Genomic DNA, 19,548 nt, shown 5'->3' with positions numbered 1-19,548 from the left:
GTTGTATTGAAATCTTCATCTACTGACTAATCAACTTCACTCCGCTTCGGCATCGACGCCTGGGCTCCCATTCGCGTGACGGAAATAGAGGCAGCTTTGCAGGCAAAAGCAATAGCAGTTGATAGGGACTGATTTTCAGACAACGCTACTGCCAGCGCGCCATTGAAGCAATCACCAGCAGCGGTCGTATCGACGGCATTAACAGGGTTTGTAGGAATAAATTCGCTCTGTGTTTCGGTCGATAGATAGGCTCCTTTCGAGCCTAGCGTGATGACTACATTTGAAACGCCCAGCTTATGCAATTTTTGAGCAGCTTGTTCGGCTGTCGATAGATCGGTTACGCGAATACCTGTTAACAACTCGGCTTCAGTTTCGTTGGGAGTAATCAGAAACAAATGCGGAAATAAGTCAGCTGGTAAGGTTGCGGTTGGCGCCGGAGCCGGATTTAAGATGACTCGTAAACCTCGACCGGCTGCCTGTCGTACTACGTACTCAACTGTATCGAGTGGAATTTCGAGCTGAAGCAAAACGATTGAATCAGCAGAAACAGCTTGTATGGCTTTGTCGGTTTCGGATGGTTGAAGATTGGCATTCGCGCCAGGAGCTACTGTAATGCAGTTTTCGCCAGAATCATCTACATTGATTAAAGCGACGCCCGACGGATAGCTATTGTCAGTTACTACATAATCGACATCAATACCCTCAGTTTGAAAACCAGCTACAGCCTGTTGACCGAATAAATCATTCCCCACTTTCGCTACGAATAGTACCTGACCGCCCAGTCGAGCCGCAGCAACTGCCTGATTTGCACCTTTTCCGCCAGGATTCATCAGAAATGTACCGCCCAGTACGGTTTCGCCGGGAGCGGGTAATTTCACCGTTTTTACAACCATATCGGTGTTTGAACTACCGACGACCAGAATTTGACTTGGCATGAATACTAGAGTTTGTATCAGCTAAATAGAAGCGGGGTAACAATATACTGTTTCCAAGCGTTTTAATTGACTGGCCTGTAGTCAGGTTACTAGGTCGCGAGTCATCGCATGCGTATATTGCAATGCGTTTGTATGAATTTTTTGTCATTGACGGCGATTGACTTACTACTAAAGCGGCTTTAAAACTCAATTTTATTTTTGATGAATGTATCCACTGTAGACTTGACGAATTGCGATCGTGAACCGATTCATATCCTCGGTCATATCCAATCGCACGGTTATCTGATCGCTATTCAGCCTGATACCTACTCAGTGGTACATGCCAGCGATAATATTGCAGAACTCATTGGCATACCAACTACTAACGTACTGGGTCAATCGATTCAGACATTATTGGCGGATACGGATTTGCCAGCGAATACACTCATCGAACTGCTGAATGTGGGCCGACGGGCTGAATCGTGGGAAGCTATCAATCCGCACCGAGTAACGCTAAATAGAAAGTCCTGGAATCTGATCATCCACCAGTATCAGGGATTAATTTTGCTGGAGTGGGAACCCGTTGGAAACGAACGGGATGCGTTGACCAACCAGCAACTAATTGCCCAGGCTTTGACAGAAGTACAGGCAAGTCGAACACTTAAGGATCTCCTGCAGCATACAGCCCAGCGCGTAAAAACCATTATTGGTTACGACCGGGTCATGGTTTATCGATTCAGTTCTGATTGGCATGGGCATGTGGTTGCGGAAGCAAAGGACGATCATTTGGAGCCTTTTCTGGGCCTTCATTATCCCGCATCAGATATTCCGCGTCAGGCTCGGGAGCTATATAAACTGAATCTGGTTCGGTTAATAGCTGACGTTCATAGTACGCCCTCACCGATTCTGTCGCTGCCCGATTGGCCTGACGATAAACCGCTCGATCTGACGCATTCGGTGTTGCGAGCCGTTTCGACCATTCACGTTCAATACCTGAAAAACATGGGCATTCAGGCGTCTATGAGTATTTCGCTTATTTATCGCGGTGAATTATGGGGGCTGATTTCGTGTCATAATACCAGTCCGCTTTTTGTCGATTATCCGGCTCGCCAGGCGGCCAAATTCGTTAGCCAACTCTTATCAGCCGCTCTGGAGTTTCGGAAAGATGAAGAAGATAGATCAAATTTTGACCTTTATAATCAGAACGTTCAGCGGTTGCACGAGCAACTACTGCTAAGTGATGATGTAGTACGCTCTCTCACCCGATTCCCAGTAACAGCACTCGACGTAACAGGAGCAACTGGGGCGGCTCTGATCTTTAGCGATAAAGTGTATCGACTGGGCAAAACGCCCGACGAAGCTGAGCTACGAGGTTTAGCCGATTGGCTCTATACAACCAATATTGAGTCGTTTCTGGAAACACCTCAACTGCCCAAACTGTATTCGCCTGCCGAAACCTTTCGAGATGTTGGGTCAGGTATGCTGGCTGTTGTGCTATCGCGGGAGCTGAATGAGTATCTACTCTGGTTTAAACCCGAACAGATTCAGGAAGTTACCTGGGCTGGCAACCCCGAGAAACCCGTAACGATTAGTGAGGATGGGCGCCAGCAAATCAACCCCCGAACCAGTTTTGCCGCCTGGACCGAGATTGTGCGTAATACGTCGAATCCGTGGAATGAGGCTGAAATCAGCGCTGTCGTAAAACTGCGTGAAGATATTTTGCAGATTGTTACCAGACAGGCGAATGAAATTCGGTTGCTCAACCAACGATTGCAGGTGGCTTACGAAGAATTGGATGCGTTTAGCTACACCGTATCGCATGATTTACGGACACCGCTTTCGTCAATTCGTTGCTACTCCGAAATTCTGATGGAGGAACATGGAAAAGATCTTGATCCGGATGCACAGGTTCTTTTCCAGAAAATTATTGACTCTACCGACCGGATGCGTGCGCTGATTCGGCACATTCTGTATTACTCGCGAATGGGTCGTACGGAACTTAGTAACGAAGTAGTCGATATGCAGAAAATGCTCGAAGGGATTCGGGAGGAAATCCTGATAACCATTAAAGATCGTTCGATACAGATGGAAATTGGCGATACACCATCCGTAACCGGCGATTCTACCATGATTCTGCAACTCTTTACAAATTTGCTCAGTAACGCGGCTAAATATACGCGGCCAATGACAAAAGCCGTTATTCGGGTGCACGGACAACAAACAGATGATGAGGTTGTTTACACTGTCGAAGACAATGGTATTGGGTTCGATATGAAACAGGCAGGTAAAATGTTTGACCTCTTCAAGCGTTTGGAAAATGCACGAGGATATGAAGGGTCTGGTGTTGGCCTGGCTATTGTAAAACGAATTATTAATCGCCATCAGGGAAAAATATGGTTTCATAGCGAACCAGAGCGGGGTACAACATTTTCAGTCGCTTTTCCAACTAATTCTCACTCGTAACGAACTTTATGGCAGACGTACTTTATGTTGAAGATAATCCGAACGATGCGGATATATTTACTCGCCTAATGCGAAAACTGGGGCGTCCAATAACGTTTACGATACTAAGTAGCGGTACAGAAGCAATTAATTATCTGACCGGACAGGGTAAATACCAGGGGCAAAAACAGTCGCTTCCCAAGTTGGTACTGATGGATCTGAACCTGGGTGGAATCAGCGGTTTTGAGGTAATTGAGAAAGCGCGGGCTCACGACAAGACCCGGTTTTTGCCGATTGTAGCCTTCAGTACATCCGACAATCCAAAAGATATTGAGTCGGCGTATGAAATGGGCGTGAACGCTTATGTAGTGAAACCTGGTAATTACCAGGGAACCGGAACCGTAATCAGTCGTATGTGCGATTTCTGGTTAGAAAATAACATCGGAATCGATCACAAATGACGTTACTGGAACGTTTACGGGCCGAAACGCGCCCTCAGCACGAACAAACCGAAGCCCTTTTTTATACCGAAGCGTTGCAAAATGGTACCCTCTCTGCAGACGAGTATAGCCATTTACTACGCACGCATCTAACGTTTCATCAGGCACTCGAAACCGCAATTGAACGTCACCCCGACTTTTTTCAGGATTACGAGCTAGATAGTCGTCGAAAAACGCAATGGTTGCTGGATGATCTGGCGCATCTGAACGAATCGCTTCCTGATCTACAACCTGAATTATTTGTAGAGTGGTCGCCAATGGCGCTTTTGGGTGCTGCTTACGTAAGTGAAGGGTCTATGCTGGGCGGAACCGTAATTGGTCGATTATTACAAAAAAATCCGGCCATTCAGCCATTACTATCTCACGCTCGTTTTTATCAGGGCTATGGGCAATTGACAGGAATAAATTGGAAAAACTTCGGCGCCTTTGCGACTCGTCAGGGAGAAGCGCATGCAGATGAGGTAGTAGCCGCAGCGAAACAGGCATTTACAGATTATCAGGCTATTTTTGAAAAAAACCGATTCACTCAGGAGGTTCAAAATACTGGCTCAAAATAACTATTGCGTATAATTTACCTTAAAGAGCTGGTAAAAATACCTTAAAGATTGAACCTTCTCCGAGCTGACTAGTGACATCAATAGCACCTCCGTGACTCTCGGCAACACGCTGACAAATCGCGAGGCCGATGCCTGTACCGCTATACATAGCGGTATCGTGTAGGCGCTGGAAGGGTGTAAAAATCCTGTCTTTATATCGCTCATCGAACCCAATGCCGTTATCCGCTACCGTGATTAACCAGAACGGACTACCCTGCTGATCCTGCAAATAAGAAGGGAGTTCGCTCAGCTGAGCCGGTTGGGCATCAATCTGAATAAGTGGTGTATCGTTTCGCTTGGTGAACTTCAGCGCGTTGGTAATTAAATTCTGAAAGAGTTGCCGTAAACGCGATGAACTGCCTAGTAAACTAGGTAATTCACCCACCTGAATTACCGCCTGTTTTTCCTGTATCGTTACTTCAAGATCGTTCACAACATCGTCCAGCACTTCACGCAGGGAAATAAGGGTAAAGGGTTCCCGTTGCGTACTTAACTTCGAATAGGTAAGCAAGTCTTTGATAAGCAGTTGCATTCGCTGGGCCGATCGTTGGATACGCTGGATCATGTCGGACTCTCCATCCGAGAGGTTATCGGCAAACTGCGTTTTCAGCAGATCGCTGAATGCCTGAATACGTCGAAGCGGTTCCTGTAAATCGTGTGAGGCTATATGGGCAAACTGTTGCAAATTTTCGTTCGACCGTCGGAGTTCCGTGTTGGCGGCTTTAAGCTCAATGGCCTGTTGCTGAGCAGCTAATTCCGCCTTTGTCCGTTCAGTGATATTGTTAAAAGTAACAACGACTCCATCCGCTCCCTGTTTTACAGCTGAGACTTCAAACCAACCTTCCAGCCCTAAATCATCCCGATAAAATTGCGTGCTTTGCTCCGACTTACCGGTTTCAACAACGCGGATGTACAGATCGAAAAAGCCATTTTCAGCATTACCAGGAAATACCGTTAGCAATGTTCGCCCAATGATTTCATCAGGCTCCATGAAGTTACTTCGCACAACCGCTTGGTTGGCTGTATCCATCATGAAATCGACTATTGCGCCCGTTTCATTCCGGATAGCCGTCATACCGATGATACTATTGATCGATGCGTCTAGTGTAGTTCGTAATTGATTGGCCTGGCGTTCCAGATTTTGCGTTTGCTCCAGTACACGCTGGTGGAGAATAGCTTCGTTCCGCTTGCTGTCCGTAATATCGATAACGGTACCTATAAATGAATGGGCTATTCCATCTTCATTGAAAAAAGCCTGACCATTTGCCCGAATCCAGCGTAGTTGCCCATCGGTAAGGCCAATCGTTCGGTATTCGATAGCATAATACCCAGTACTGCCCGGCCGCAACGCTGCCTGCACAACCTCATCGGTACGTTCCCGGTCGTCGGGGTGTAAACCTGCTAAAAAGACACTGTAATCGATATAAGCAGATGGGGGTAAGCCGAAAAGCTCCTTGCAACGGTCTGACCAGATTAGCTCCTGGGTAATTGGATTGAAATCCCAGGTTCCTAGCTGAACCGATTCAATAGCCAGTCGGAGTTTATCTTCGGCCAATTTTGAGCGAATTTCGGCCAACTTTCGTTCCGTCACATCAATCAAAACGCCCGAAAGTGTAATCGGTTGTCGCTTCTCATTATAGGTCACCTGCCCCCGGGCAAGTATCCACATACTAGGCTGATCCTTCCTGACTATACGATATTCTGCTTCATAAATATTGCCCGATTGTATGGCCGACTGAATCAGAAGTGTTACCCGGGCTTGATCGTCAGGATGAATAGTATCCGTAAACGTACTAAGCGGAAGTCGGGAAGAAAGCGAAGAGTCCGTCAGGCCGAAAAAACGCAGCAGATTTTGATCGCCAACTACGTTATCGTTGCCGATATCCCAGAGCCAGGTAGCAATCAGACCAATGCTAAGTGCCGTTTGCAACTGAGCGTAAGAACGTTGCAATAAAGCTTCATTGTCAGTGACTTGTTGAGTGTACTTAGCATCGAACGGCTGATTCATGCGTTGAAATTAACGGAAACTAAGCTAAGAATAAAGCTTGGAGAGTTATAACCCACTGATAAGCTATACTGTTTTGCAAAGCTTGAGGAACGCTGTTTAGTGTAAAATGCTGACTAGTATTGTTAGGTATCCGATTTAGAACGGGCTGGTTTGGCGGATTTAGAAACAGGTTTGCGCTTTTCCCGACCCCGATCGGCCTGGCGTTCGTGGAGCGCTTCTACCTTATCATTGTGAATATCTTCAGCTTCTTCAACCGAATGAGATTCTGATAAACTGGCTTCTGTTTTTGCCCGTTCCGCTAATTCACCAAAAAATCGGTGTAAGGCGCGTAGTTCTGGTTCGGTCAAATCTTCCACATTAAGCAGTCGATTACTGGCTTTGCGGTTTACCGCAATGAGTTCGTTTAACTTGATCTGCATGGCCAGCGAATCTTTATTCTGCGATTTCTGAATCAGAAATACCATCAGAAACGTGATGATTGTCGTACCCGTGTTAATAACTAACTGCCAGGTATCGGAATACCCGAAAATTGGCCCGGTTATTATCCAGATGATAACGGTTAGTAGGGCAAGCAAAAAAGCTATCGAGGATCCGGTAGCCTGGGTGGCTCTTGATGCAAATCGCTCAAAGAAATTCTTGGACGGATTAGTGAACATAGGGATATCAGGTAATTTCTCTTAAAACGAGATTCAACGGAAATTGTACTATTAAATTCGTTTTAATGTCCTGTATCTTCGTCATTGTCTACTTAGGCTTTTCTTCTTTAGGCTTCAGAGCACCGCGAGCAATCGGTTCCGGTTTTGATTTGGGCGTTGCGAATCGCAACAACGTAGCTTTCGGAAACGACTCTTTAGGTGGCTTAATCACAATGAGTTGGTAGGATCGTGTGCCAACAACCAGGTTGTAGTAAACCATCTGGCCAGATTCCTGAGCCAAGCTCCAGTTGGCAATTGGCTCTTTAGCCAGTAAACTTGCGTCCTCCTCGGATAGACCGGCATACGTAGTGTCAGGCTGAAAGCTTTTACCCGTAACGCCTTCAACAACTGAAACAATATCGGGTGGTGTAGTCGATGCCGGTTTGGTTTGAGCGGTTGCTGATACTCCCACCAGCAACAACAACAGCAGCATGAATAATCGATTCATCGTTTATAGCCAATTAACTTTATCGTCTGTTAATTATCGAGTGTTATCCGATGCGATCAAGTGATACATACGATGGATTAACTCTCGATTAATCTATAAACTAAATAATCGAACAAACGCTTTTTTTCAGCGACAGAATGGGCCTTTGTCGGGCTATGATTGGTGCTTAAAGCGAATCAGGCACTTCCTGCGTTTTTGTTGAGTCGATTAGATTCAGAAGAATAGGCGGAGGCAAATCAACGCTTTTGGGTCGCTTACGACGAAATCGACGAACTTGTGGCATCTTTAATACCATATCCGCTTGTTTAAGCATGGCATTCACGCCCGCGTAGCCAACAGCCCGATGAACCAGTTCACCGGTTGGCACAAAATATAAAGCAGTTGGGTAACTGACTACAGCATATCGTCTGGCGAGCTCAAAACCTTCGCCAACTTCGGCATCTAGTTGATAGCTAATGAAGTGTTCGTTGAATTTTTCGCCCACAGCCGTATTCGGAAATGCTTCCCGAGCCATCCGTTTGCAGGGCGGACACCAACTCGTGTAGACGTCTACATAAACGGGTTTATTCTGACGTTTAGCTTCGGCCATCACAGCTTGCCATGTACCGCTAAAAAACCGAATGCCAGTTGGTTCTTCGGCAAGGCTGCTAGTCAGGCCGAAAAGCAGAAATACAAACGTAGAATAATTCATACTGTAAATATGCAAAAGGCAGGCATTCTTGCTAATAATGTTGATCCATATTAGCGAAATGTCTTACGTATACTAGTGAGATTTATCAGTACCAACTACATGATTGTTAGGCTGCTCTGATGAACTAATCAATCGTTGTACTTGTCTTTTTTGTATATGGCAAAAAGGACTTTTTCACCCCCTACTTCTACTGACACAGCCGAAAAAGTAAGCTGGCGCGAACGCTTTGCCGCGCTGGGCAATTTACCCGCGTTTTTTAAATTGGTCTGGGAGGTTTCACCCGGTCTATTTCTGGGAAATGCATTCCTGCGTCTGATTCGGGCAGCTATTCCAACGGCTACACTGTACGTTGGGAAACTCATTATCGATCAGGTTGTTACGCTGTCAAAATCCAGCAATCACGAAGATGCGCGCTATTTGTGGTGGCTGGTAGCTGCTGAGTTTGTCCTGGCTATTCTTTCAACAACATTAGGTCGGGCGGTTGCTTTGATGGATGGTTTACTAGGTGATTTGTTTGCCAACCGAACCTCGATCCGGTTGATGGAACACGCAGCTACCCTCGATCTGGAACAGTTTGAAGATGCGACGTTCTACGATAAACTCGAACGCGCCCGACGCCAGACTACTGGGCGTACAGTGTTGCTGTCCGGCGTGTTCGGGCAAGTTCAGGAACTGATTTCGGTCGGTTTTCTGGCGGCTGGTCTGGCCGTTTATAATCCCTGGCTATTACTGATGATTCTGATTGCTGTAACGCCCTCGTTTATTGGTGATAATTACTTCAACCAGCGGAGTTATTCGCTGTCTCGTTCCTGGACCCCCGAACGACGTGAACTCGATTATTTGCGATACGTGGGTGCGAGCGACGAAACGGCTAAAGAGGTTAAAATCTTTGGCTTGTCGGGTTTTCTGATCGATCGATTTCGGTCGCTATCATGGGAATACTATCTGAAAAATCGCGCACTAGCTATCAGCCGCGCCAGTTGGGGAACGTTACTGACGGCCCTGGGAACGGCAGGTTATTATGGTGCATACGTTTGGATCGTGATGCGAGCCGTCAATAGCCAAATTTCCCTCGGTGATCTAACCTTTCTAGCCGGTTCGTTTCGGCAGGTTCGGGGTTCGTTGGAAGGGATTTTACTTCAATTCAGCAGCCTGACCCAGGAAGCTATCTATTTGCAGGATCTCTTCGATTATTTCGCCATTAAACCATTGATTCATTCGCCCAGTACATCGCGACCATTTCCGAATCCGATTCGCGAAGGGTTTGTGTTTGAGAATGTTGGATTCAAATACACTAACTCTGAACGGTGGGCGTTGCGCAACTTATCCTTCACGCTTCATGCGGGTGAGAAATTAGCTTTGGTAGGCGAAAATGGAGCTGGTAAAACTACGCTCGTTAAACTATTAGCTCGACTTTATGATCCGGCTGAAGGGCGCATCCTTCTTGATGGCGTTGATCTTCGCGAGTACGATCTGGCGGAACTTCGACGCAATATTGGCGTGATTTTTCAGGATTATACCCGCTTCAAAATGTCGGCAGGTGTCAATATTGCCGTTGGCGATATCGACCAGCGAACGAACCAACCACGCATCGAAACGTCAGCACAACGGAGTCTGGCTGATACAGTAATTGCTAAACTCGCCGAAGGTTACGATCAGCAATTGGGTCGTTCATTTGGGAAAGGAGTCGAATTATCGGGCGGAGAATGGCAGAAAGTGGCGCTGGCTCGTGCTTATATGCGCGATGCCCAATTAATTATTCTGGATGAACCGACAGCCGCACTTGATGCGCGTGCTGAGTACGAAGTTTTTCAGCGATTTGCGAAACTAACTGAAGGCAAATCGTCCGTCATTATTTCCCATCGATTCAGTACAGTCCGTATGGCCGACCGGATTTTGGTACTGGAAAACGGAACCTTGCTCGAAATCGGTAGCCATTACGAATTGCTGGAGAAAGATGGTCGCTATGCAGAACTATTTGGCCTACAGGCCAGGGGATATCAATAATTGATTTCCTTGCGTATCTGTAAATGAGTATGTAATGTTGTGCATGTAATTATTTCCTAAACACCCATTACCTATGAAAACGATTGCTGCCTGCCTGACTTTTCAAAGCCTTTGTGCTATTGCTTTGGCGCAAACGCCTACCATCCCATCGCCCGATATGCAGATCAAAACCGCTGTATTGGCTGCGCCTGCCGATAAACGGGATGGTGCTACCGTCTATGGCTATTCGCCGAAAAATGAATTTGCTATCCTTCGGAAGGGGACTAATGAATTTATTTGCCTGGCCGATGATCCAGCCCAGAAAGGACTAAATGTATCCTGCTATCACAAGGATTTAGATCCATTCATGGAACGTGGACGGATTTTGAAAAAGGAAGGAAAAAAGCCTGCCGAAATTCTGGCTATCCGCGAACAGGAAACGAAGGATAAGAAATTAACGATGCCCTCGCATCCGTCAACACTATTCTCTTATTCGGCTAAAGATGAGGACTATAATGCGACCACTGGCGAAGTCAAAGATGGGTACCTACGATATGTTGTTTACATCCCCTACGCAACAGCCGAAAGCACAGGTTTGCCCTTAAAACCAGAAGCACCCGGTATGCCCTGGATCATGGACCCTGGTACACACCGGGCGCACATCATGATTAACCCGCCCGCAGCCACTCCTCATCATTGACCGGGATTTAACGGATTTTTGGATTAACAGGATTTTGTTTTTCGCTTCGAAGAAGCGCTCTTTTACAAAATCCTGTTAATCCAAAAATCAGCTAAATCCCGGTTCAGAGCCACGAAACGCATCTTTTTTCGATACCGCTTCTAATTTCACGGGTCGGCCTTCTCGCGCTGATTGATAAATCGCTTCGATAATTTTCTGGTCCTGGAGCCCTTCTTCGCCGGGCGTATAAGGTACTTTGTTATCTTTTATGCATTCAGCGAAATGATCCAGCTCGGCGGCAAACTGATCGGTGTCGCTGATTTTGTGTTGAATAATCTGATCTTCTTTACCCTGGGCCTGACTGGTTTCGAGTTGTAGACCTTTATACGGAAACGCTGGGTCCATTTTAATCCAGCCGGTATCGGCCAGTACTTTATAGTTCTTATCGTCGTGATGGCCATAGCTGGTTGCACAGCTTGTCTGAACACCACTCGGAAATTTCATGAGCCAGTTCACCTGTTCTTCCACTTCGGTAAACCTCGGATCGTTCGGTGTACTATGAACATAGCCAACGACTTCAGTGGGCTCCTCGCCCAACAAATAGCGAATCGTATTGAGACAGTATAATCCTACATCGGGTAGGGAACCTCCGCCGGCCAGCGCTTTTTTGAATCGCCAGTGGGCTGGATTATCGGAGTTCTGACCGTTGTTGGCCATGATCGACTTTACTTTCCCGAACTGCTCTTTCTGAACCATGTCGCGCACAATTTTGTGATGTGGTTCATATTGAATTCGATAAGCAATCATCAATTTTCGATTTGCTTTTTGGCAGGCATCGATCATGGCCTGACATTCCGCAACCGTGTTTGCCATTGGTTTTTCGCACAAAATATGCTTACCCGCTTGCGCTCCACGAATGGTATACTCAGCGTGCATGCCGTTTGGCAAAACTATATAAATCGCTTGTACTTCCTGGTTGTCACGCAGTTTGTCGTAATCCTTATAGCTATAGCAACTCTCTTTTTTGACACCATATTGGGCAGCCACTTTCTGCATTTTTTCGGGACTACCGCTAACAAGGGCAACCACTTTTGATTTTTTAGACGCACCAAAAGCTGGTAAAATCTGGTTGAGTGTCAAGTGGCCTAGCCCAACGATAGCATAACCAACACGTTGATCGTCAGAGAGTGGGGTAGGAGTAGGGCCTTCCTCTTGTTCCGTTTTGGCTTTTATCTGCTCAAGCTCAATCGGTTTTGTCGAATCGGCTGGTACACTAGCGGGTGGCGAAGTGGCTGGTAGTTTTGGTACAGGATCACTTGAGGTATTTGGAGTAGATGCAGAAGCAGTAGTTTCCGGCTTTTTCTCGCAGGCCACGAGTGTACTGCCAAGCGCTCCAATAGCTAATCCTCGGCTGGCTACCTGAAGAAAATCCTGACGCGATAGGACAGCCTTCGCCGGATTTGTGAGCAAGTTGCCCATAAAACGATCAATCGGTTTCATAACGTTGTTGAGTTTACGTCAGAAACCGATTGATAAAATGGGATGTTTACCCAACTTCAAAAAACTTAGGGAGGTAGTCTACTTAATCATCGAATAATCCGTAGGCTTCATATACACTGACTCTACTTTAGTAGTCAGCGCGCCGTTTTTCTCCGACTCTGTTTTAGCAGCTACCCATTTTGGATCTTTCCGAAATTCATCGAAATGCTTTTTACCTTCGGCTTCGCTTGGGTGTGCCAGAATGTAAACCAGCTTAGGCTGCTCATTAGGATCTTTCTCCTGTGTAATCCAGTAGCCGATGTGGGTCATACCATGCTGGCTGAACAGCTTGATGGTATGATCACGGAAACGAGCGATCAGGTCATTTAGCTTACCAGGAGCAGGCGTATACGTGCGTAATTCGAAGGTACGTTCGGGCGATTTCTTGTCCAGTTTAATCGCTGGGGAAATGTCAGATTCGGTCATGAAAATCTGATCTACGTGATCGACCAGTTTTCCGTTGGCTTCAGTTTTCGCTACTACGGCTTTCCATTCCGGATCACTGCCGAAGGCTTTCCAGGAAGCATCGCGGGCTTCACGGCTCGGATAAGCCAGAATATAAATGAGTTCCTTATTGGTCGTATCGGTTGGCGTCCAGTAACCGATATTCTCCATACCATGTTTCTCAAAAATCTTTGTCGTATACTGCCGGAAGCGATCCACAATTTCGGCGTATTTGCCGGGTGTTGGATGGTAGATACGAACTTCGTAGAATTTCGTGCTAGGCTTGTTTGAAGCCGGCTTGCCTGGAGCCGGCACAGCAAAAGAGGTTGTGCTAAGCAACAGACTAACGGTTAGTACTGAATATAGTGTTTGCATCATCGGATTGCGTAACTAGTAATGAGGTTGTTTCTAAATATAAAGACGTTGATGCGTTTTTCTAACCTTTTCTGCGTACCTATGATTTGAGTTTTTAGCAATATTAATGAGCTTTAACTATCATACTAATTCTGTTCTTTTTAGATGATTATTTTGACTAATAAGCCTTAATCTATTTTCTTGGCTTGCTGAATAAGTGTTAATCCCTATTTTTGTCGGTCATCCGCCGTTTTAACCCAACATTATACGTTATGCTTAGTCGTGTTGCCAACTCTGTTTACTGGATGCACCGCTATATTGAACGGGCCGAAAATTATGCCCGTTTTATGAGTGTAAACTTCAATCTGGCCCTCGATCTGCCTCCCAATGTCGATCAGCAATGGGAGCCCCTTCTGACGGCAACGGCTGATCTTGAATTGTTTAAAAAATACTATCAGGAGCCAACCCGGGAAAACGTCATTCACTTTATGACCTTCGACAAGCGCAATCCGAACTCGATTGTCTCATGCTTGAGCGATGCCCGCGAAAACGCCCGAACCATCCGGGAAATTATTTCGAAGGAAATGTGGGAACACCTCAATACCTTCTATCTAATGATCCGCGATACGTCGCCGAAGCAGCAGTGGGAAGAAACGCAGACCCAGAGCTTCTTTACCGAAATCCGAAATAGTATCCAGCTTTTTTACGGGATTATTGATGCAACAATCACCCGGAACGAAGCCTGGCATTTTGGGCGATTGGGGCGCTTTCTGGAACGGGCCGATAAGACGTCGCGGTTTCTGGATGTAAAGTATTTCACACTGCTGCCCGAAGTCGAATTAGTTGGCTCGACTATTGACCTGATGATCTGGTCGGCGGTACTGAAATCGGTGAGTGCGTATAATATGCACCGACAGCAGTATCGGGCGCTTACACCTACCAGTATCGTCGAATTCTTGATTCTAGATAAGATGTTTCCCCGCGCTGTTGCGCATTGCATTCGTCAGGCTGAGTTATCGCTCTACGAAATTTCGGGGAATAACATTACACAAGGCTTCGGTAACTCAGCTGAGCGGATGCTTTCCAAGCTACGTACCGATATCGAATTCACCGAAACAGCCGATATTTTCAGAACGGGCCTGCATCAATATCTCGACAACTTCCAGACTCGAACGAATGAAGTCGGGGTTGCTGTTTTTCAGACCTATTTTGATCTGAAACCGATAGAGGTATAAAGAGTGATTTTTTATCCTGCTGATGCAGGAAGCACCTTAATTTATCCAAACTTTCGAATAAGGATAGTTCGATGCTTCCTGCATCAGCAAGACAAAATTGCTTTAATAAAATACCGGGAAAGTAACCGCCAGATAGGCCATGCCAGCACGGTTGCGGAATCGATTGTTGTCGGCAATTACGTCGCGGTTTTTGACGGTGGTTTCGGTTGTAAGCCATTGATAACCACCTTTAAGGGCTATACGTTGAGATAAATGTATACGAGCGTATACTTCCGTTGACAGCGTACCTCTATCATTATCGCCTAATAAACGCACATTGAAATTGCTGGGCGATGCCTGCTGAAAGGCGTTGTTTCCCTGGAAAAAAACAGTTGCTGAATCAAGGCCAGCAGCCGATTTCACAATGAACTTACCCGTTGAGGAAGTATAGCGGCCTGTTCGTGATTTTCCTAACGTTAGCCCAACCAAGTCTGCGCTAAATCCTACTTCTACTTTGCCAAGATTTACCTGCGCCCGAACGCCAATGTTGAGCGAAGTCATCGTTACATAATCGTAGCGAACCGTGTCGATATTGTTGTTAATGAGAGGAGCGCCGAGTGCAGCAAAGCCAGTTTTTCCGCGTGTCAGTTTGGCTGGCGCTGTATAATAATTGAGATTGTCGCCATAGAAAGCACCTAGTCGGGCTGTCCAGCCAAAGGAGAAAAGTTTGCGTTCTCCAACGTTAAGTAATTGATAATAGGCGATCGACGGATTGTAGTTATTCTTGGCATAAGCCATGCCTAAATCATAGCCACTACTAAGCCGGGCGGATACGGGCGACTGGGCGAAACTGGTAACAGAAACGAAGAGTAAAAAGGCAATACTAATTTTCTTCATGCAGGCGAATCAGACTGTTCGAGCGGACAAAGTTAGTGAAATGCGTGGAGCGCGTGCCGGAAAGCTACCAAGCGGGAGAAGCGAAGCAATTTCTTGCCTCTCCCGCAGTGATTACTTTTTGATTTTTAATACTACGGCACCTAATGGAGGAATCGACAACTGGATCGACTGAGGTCGCCCCTGCCATGCCTGATCTTCACTGCCAATGGGATTTGCGTTGACAACCCCACTACCAAAAAATTCCATTGCATCGCTATTAAAGATTTCATGATAAGTACCCGCTGACGGAATACCGATCCGATATCCTGAACGAGGAATAGGGGTCATATTTAGTACCACTAGCACAGTATCATCTGGATTATTTCCCTTTCGACTATAGATAACCACGCTATTTTCGCGGTCGGTAGTATCGATCCATTCAAAGCCATCGGCAGTGAAATTCCGCTCGTAGAGGGCTGGCTCTGTTTTATACAGATTATTCAACGCTTTCACACAGGCAGCCATACCTTTGTGTGGAGCGAATTCCAGTAAATGCCAGTCGAGACTAGCATCGAATTTCCACTCAGACGTTTGTCCAAATTCACCACCCATAAACAGAAGCTTTGTGCCAGAGTGAGTAAACATGTACGCAAACAGAAGCCGTAAATTAGCAAAGCGTTGCCATTCGTCACCCGGCATTTTACCAACCAGTGAATGCTTTCCATAAACCACTTCATCGTGCGAAAGGGGAAGCATGAAGTTTTCAGTAAAAGCGTAAATAGTACTGAACGTCAGCTCGTCCTGATGGAATTTACGGAACGCCGGATCACGCTCGAAGTAACGTAACGTGTCATTCATCCAGCCCATCATCCACTTCATCCCGAAGCCCAAGCCACCTGTATAGACGGGTCGCGATACGCCGGGGAATGCTGTTGATTCTTCGGCAACTGTCTGCGTATCAGGGAATTCTTTGTAAACGGCTTCGTTCAATTCTTTGAAGAGCGAAATGGCTTCGAGGTTTTCGCGACCGCCGAACATATTCGGTTCCCATTCACCCGCATTCCGCGAATAATCCAGATAAAGCATCGACGCGACCGCATCCACTCGCAATCCATCAGCATGACAGCGGTCGAGCCAGAATAAGGCATTGCTCAACAGAAACGAACGAACTTCCGGCCGGGCGTAGTTGAAAACATAGCTTTTCCAGTCGGGATGGTAGCCTTTGCGCATATCGGGGTGTTCGTACAGGTGCGATCCATCGAACTCGTACAGACCGTGTGCATCGCCGGGAAAATGGGAGGGGACCCAATCCAGAATAACCCCAATGTCGGCCTGGTGCAATCGCTCAACAAGTCGCATAAAATCCTGTGGCGTACCGAAACGGCTGCTTGGCGCATAATAACCCGTAATCTGGTATCCCCAAGAAGGTGCATACGGATATTGCATCACTGGCATGAACTCTACGTGCGTAAAGCCCATATCCTGTACATATGGCACCAGCGCATCCGCAATTTCGCCGTAACTCAATTCGCGTTCGGGATTGCTGGGATCTCGTCGCCAGGATGATAGATGTACTTCGTAGACCGAAATGGGTGCGTTCAGCGCATTTTTCGCATGACGATTAGCCATCCATTCCTGATCGTTCCATTCGTAATAGGTATCCCGAACGATTGATGCGGTTTTTGGGGGAATTTCCCACGAATGCGCGTAAGGATCGCCTTTTTCGAGTTCGCGTCCCCCTTCATGAACAATAAAATATTTATACGTTTCGCCTGCGCCGATATGCGGAATGAATACTTCCCAAATCCCCGACGAATCCCAGCGAACATTCATCGGATTACTGCCCCGATTCCAACCGTTGAAGTTGCCAATAACGGCTACATATTTGGCCGATGGCGCCCAAACAGCGAAGTAGGTACCTACTTCACCATTATATTCGACAACGTGCGAACCAAATTTCTCGTAAAGTCGATGATGCGTTCCCGACCGGAATAAATGGACATCGAAGTCGGTGAAACGGGAATAAGGACCTGTCTGTTGAGGTTGCTCAATAGGAGCGGGTGGGGAATGTACTGCTACTGCTTTTTTAGGTTTCGATGGTTTAGGGACTACGGGCGTTACCGGCTGTTCGGTTTCGGCCGCAGGTGTAGGAATTTTGCGTTTTGCCATAAGTTCAAACTGATAGACCTCTGTTAGTGAACGGAATCAGAGCCGGAAAGTTAGAAAAAAAGTGGCAGGGCAAAAGAGGCTATTATTTTTCGCCAGAAATGGCGCGCTCGAACGACTCGCAGATAGAGATGAAGTAAGGATTGTCAAAACATGCTATTAGCTCAGCAAAGTAGATTGTGCCTTGCTCTGAAAATGACTTTTCGACCTTCAACCTATTTCGCCTGTAGCAGCCCCGTTTGCAGCATCGGTACATCGGGAACGACATCGCCATCGCTAAGGCGGATCTTTTCAATTTCACGTACGACGTCGATAATTCCTTTGAGTGGAATTTTTACCCACGATGGCCGATAGCTGATTTCATAACCTAGTTCATAAACCGCCTTTTCAAGCAGGTAAATCAGCAGCAGAAAATTGATCTCACTGTTGTTTTTAAACAGCTGATGTGGAGCGCCGAAAACGTCCAGATAGGCGTTTAGAAACGTGTCGCGAATGAGGTAAAACCAACGATCCGATACGCGTTGTAAATGCTCAGGCTCAATTCCTTCAGTCTCCGTAGAGTTAAACAGCTTAGCTGATACAGCGTAGTGATACGACCGAATCATGCCCGCGACATCTTTCAAAGGGGAATGCTTGATTTTACGCTCAGTGATGGTGCTTTCGGGTTCGCCTTCGAAATCGATCATGACAAAATCATTGGTCGTTGCCAGAACCTGACCGAGGTGATAATCGCCGTGAATGCGAATGCGTAAGGAATCGAGCGGGCGGGTGCGGAAATCATCAATAAACGTGTCGATCATTTCTTTGGCTTCCATAAACACCCAGGCCAATCGCTGCGCTTGCGGATCGAGTTTCGCGTAATTATCGATGAGGAGCGCGTAACGTTGTTCCAGCAAATCCTCAAATCGCTTAATCAGAAACTGGCGATATTCATCCGTAAATGGCTCAGGATCAAATGCGGGATTGGCGGGTACTCCGGCGCGTTTGGGTCGATAAAGCGCGCAATGTAATTCCCCCGTCCGACGACCTAGTAGTTCAACTTTATCGAAGACATCCTCCCGAATGGCAAACATTCGATTGGGAACGCCGTATAAAAAATCATTCAGATAGTCACCGGTTTGCATCCACGAATCTTTATCGTTGGGCACCATTCGTTGCACCATGCCTAGCGTAATATCAGGATTGCCGGTACGCTGCCAGATAATGCTGCCGCCAAAGGCAGGAATGTGCGGAAAATTGCTTTCATCCGTCAGAAATGCGACCATGTCGACTTCCGGATTTGTTTCCTGAAAGAGTTTGCGGTAAAGTTTAAGGAAGTATTTATTTCCAAAAACCATAGCCGAGTTACTTGAATCAACGGGCAATACGTGCGATTTTAGGGTGTGGTCTGCCTTTTCCAGCCCTTTTCCCCGGTGAAACGCAATCTGCCCATTCGTTTGTGAAATAGTTTGGGCGCCGTGAATAGCTGAGAATAGTGCCTGCTGAAATCGTTCGTCGTAGATCGCATCAATCAAAAGACCAGTTTGCCCATTCAAAGTAGCTTCACCAATATGCCCTTTCTCGGGTATTGCTTCCTGCGTAATAGCTGAAGGTGGAACAGTATGACTGGCGATAAATGAGATGGGTAACAAATAATTCTCCGGTACACCATCGGCATAACTGACTTCCAGAATGGCTAAATAAGCAATGTCGCCGTCGGCAAGTGGTACTGTATGTATTGTTGGAATAGCGAAACCCGTCTGTTGGCGGGCTTTACCGGCAAACCAGCGGCAGGTGTTTACATAATCAGGCAATAATATCTGGGTCAGCATTGTCCAGAAATCGGTATCCGAACGAAGTTGATTCCAGGAGGTAGCTGAAAATAAGGCTTTAGGAGTCGTAGCCATAAGGGGCATTTAAATGGGTATTAGTTTATGCGTATTTACATAACCTGATTCAGGTCAAAAACTTCTTGAATGTAGAATAAAAAATGGGTTGACGATTATACCTTTTATAT

Annotated in this window: 16 protein-coding genes; 6 read left to right on the top strand and 10 right to left on the bottom strand. The window is 46.5% G+C overall.

Annotated elements, in window-relative coordinates:
- Nucleotides 1–26 precede the first annotated feature (26 nt).
- On the bottom strand, nt 27–935 hold the full coding sequence (gene rbsK / locus ACYVE4_RS04880; protein WP_460995808.1) for a ribokinase: 909 nt from the start codon (nt 933–935) through the stop codon (nt 27–29).
- A 201-nt stretch (nt 936–1,136) separates the two neighbouring features.
- On the opposite strand from rbsK, the gene ACYVE4_RS04875 reads away from it, so the two are divergent.
- The 3 genes from ACYVE4_RS04875 to ACYVE4_RS04865 are packed head-to-tail and all read left to right on the top strand — an operon-like array spanning nt 1,137 to nt 4,413.
- A complete protein-coding gene (locus ACYVE4_RS04875) occupies nt 1,137–3,377 on the top strand; it encodes an ATP-binding protein (protein WP_460995806.1) in 2,241 nt (746 codons plus the stop codon).
- Between the two features lie 8 nt (nt 3,378–3,385).
- The gene (locus ACYVE4_RS04870; protein ID WP_460995805.1) at nt 3,386–3,817 is read left to right on the top strand and encodes a response regulator; all 432 of its coding nucleotides are present in this window, start codon (nt 3,386–3,388) and stop codon (nt 3,815–3,817) included.
- A complete protein-coding gene (locus tag ACYVE4_RS04865; protein WP_460995804.1) occupies nt 3,814–4,413 on the top strand; it encodes a biliverdin-producing heme oxygenase in 600 nt (199 codons plus the stop codon). Before ACYVE4_RS04870 ends, ACYVE4_RS04865 begins: the two co-directional genes overlap by 4 nt.
- A 19-nt stretch (nt 4,414–4,432) precedes the next feature.
- Here the strand turns inward: ACYVE4_RS04865 and ACYVE4_RS04860 are convergent, their stop codons facing one another.
- The 4 genes from ACYVE4_RS04860 to ACYVE4_RS04845 all read right to left on the bottom strand — a co-directional run bounded on the left by ACYVE4_RS04860 (nt 4,433) and on the right by ACYVE4_RS04845 (nt 8,294).
- Nucleotides 4,433–6,460: a PAS domain-containing sensor histidine kinase gene (locus tag ACYVE4_RS04860; protein ID WP_460995803.1), complete on the bottom strand. Its 2,028-nt coding sequence runs from the start codon at nt 6,458–6,460 to the stop codon at nt 4,433–4,435.
- 122 nt (nt 6,461–6,582) lie between these two features.
- On the bottom strand, nt 6,583–7,116 hold the full coding sequence (locus ACYVE4_RS04855; RefSeq protein ID WP_460995802.1) for a low affinity iron permease family protein: 534 nt from the start codon (nt 7,114–7,116) through the stop codon (nt 6,583–6,585).
- Between the two features lie 88 nt (nt 7,117–7,204).
- Nucleotides 7,205–7,603: a hypothetical protein gene (locus ACYVE4_RS04850; protein WP_460995801.1), complete on the bottom strand. Its 399-nt coding sequence runs from the start codon at nt 7,601–7,603 to the stop codon at nt 7,205–7,207.
- A 166-nt stretch (nt 7,604–7,769) separates the two neighbouring features.
- Nucleotides 7,770–8,294, bottom strand: a complete 525-nt coding sequence (locus tag ACYVE4_RS04845; protein ID WP_460995800.1) for a thioredoxin family protein — start codon at nt 8,292–8,294, stop codon at nt 7,770–7,772.
- 156 nt (nt 8,295–8,450) lie between these two features.
- Between ACYVE4_RS04845 and ACYVE4_RS04840 the strand changes: the two genes are divergently transcribed.
- Together ACYVE4_RS04840 and ACYVE4_RS04835 are read left to right on the top strand one after the other, a co-directional pair.
- Complete coding sequence (locus tag ACYVE4_RS04840) at nt 8,451–10,301, top strand: ABC transporter ATP-binding protein (protein ID WP_460995799.1); 1,851 nt, start codon at nt 8,451–8,453, stop codon at nt 10,299–10,301.
- A 73-nt stretch (nt 10,302–10,374) separates the two neighbouring features.
- A complete protein-coding gene (locus ACYVE4_RS04835) occupies nt 10,375–10,980 on the top strand; it encodes a hypothetical protein (protein ID WP_460995798.1) in 606 nt (201 codons plus the stop codon).
- An 87-nt stretch (nt 10,981–11,067) separates the two neighbouring features.
- On the opposite strand, the gene ACYVE4_RS04830 is transcribed toward ACYVE4_RS04835, so the two are convergent.
- On the bottom strand, nt 11,068–12,459 hold the full coding sequence (locus tag ACYVE4_RS04830; protein WP_460995797.1) for a Gfo/Idh/MocA family protein: 1,392 nt from the start codon (nt 12,457–12,459) through the stop codon (nt 11,068–11,070).
- A 78-nt stretch (nt 12,460–12,537) separates the two neighbouring features.
- Nucleotides 12,538–13,320 (bottom strand): NIPSNAP family protein, encoded by a 783-nt coding sequence (locus tag ACYVE4_RS04825; protein WP_460995795.1) that lies wholly within the window; start codon nt 13,318–13,320, stop codon nt 12,538–12,540.
- Nucleotides 13,321–13,568: 248 nt separating this feature from the next.
- Here ACYVE4_RS04825 and ACYVE4_RS04820 point away from each other — a divergent pair, with 248 nt between their 5' ends.
- Nucleotides 13,569–14,531, top strand: coding sequence for an alpha-E domain-containing protein (locus ACYVE4_RS04820; RefSeq protein ID WP_460995794.1), 963 nt, complete (start codon nt 13,569–13,571; stop codon nt 14,529–14,531).
- Nucleotides 14,532–14,633: 102 nt separating this feature from the next.
- Here the strand turns inward: ACYVE4_RS04820 and ACYVE4_RS04815 are convergent, their stop codons facing one another.
- From ACYVE4_RS04815 to ACYVE4_RS04805, 3 genes are all read right to left on the bottom strand, one after another.
- The gene (locus ACYVE4_RS04815; RefSeq protein ID WP_460995793.1) at nt 14,634–15,407 is read right to left on the bottom strand and encodes a hypothetical protein; all 774 of its coding nucleotides are present in this window, start codon (nt 15,405–15,407) and stop codon (nt 14,634–14,636) included.
- Between the two features lie 111 nt (nt 15,408–15,518).
- Nucleotides 15,519–17,555, bottom strand: coding sequence for a 1,4-alpha-glucan branching protein GlgB (glgB, locus tag ACYVE4_RS04810; protein ID WP_460995792.1), 2,037 nt, complete (start codon nt 17,553–17,555; stop codon nt 15,519–15,521).
- 212 nt (nt 17,556–17,767) lie between these two features.
- Complete coding sequence (locus tag ACYVE4_RS04805; RefSeq protein ID WP_460995791.1) at nt 17,768–19,438, bottom strand: putative maltokinase; 1,671 nt, start codon at nt 19,436–19,438, stop codon at nt 17,768–17,770.
- Nucleotides 19,439–19,548 lie beyond the last annotated feature (110 nt).

The organism is Spirosoma harenae, assembly GCF_054776975.1.
This window is presented reverse-complemented; position numbering and strand designations above follow the sequence as displayed.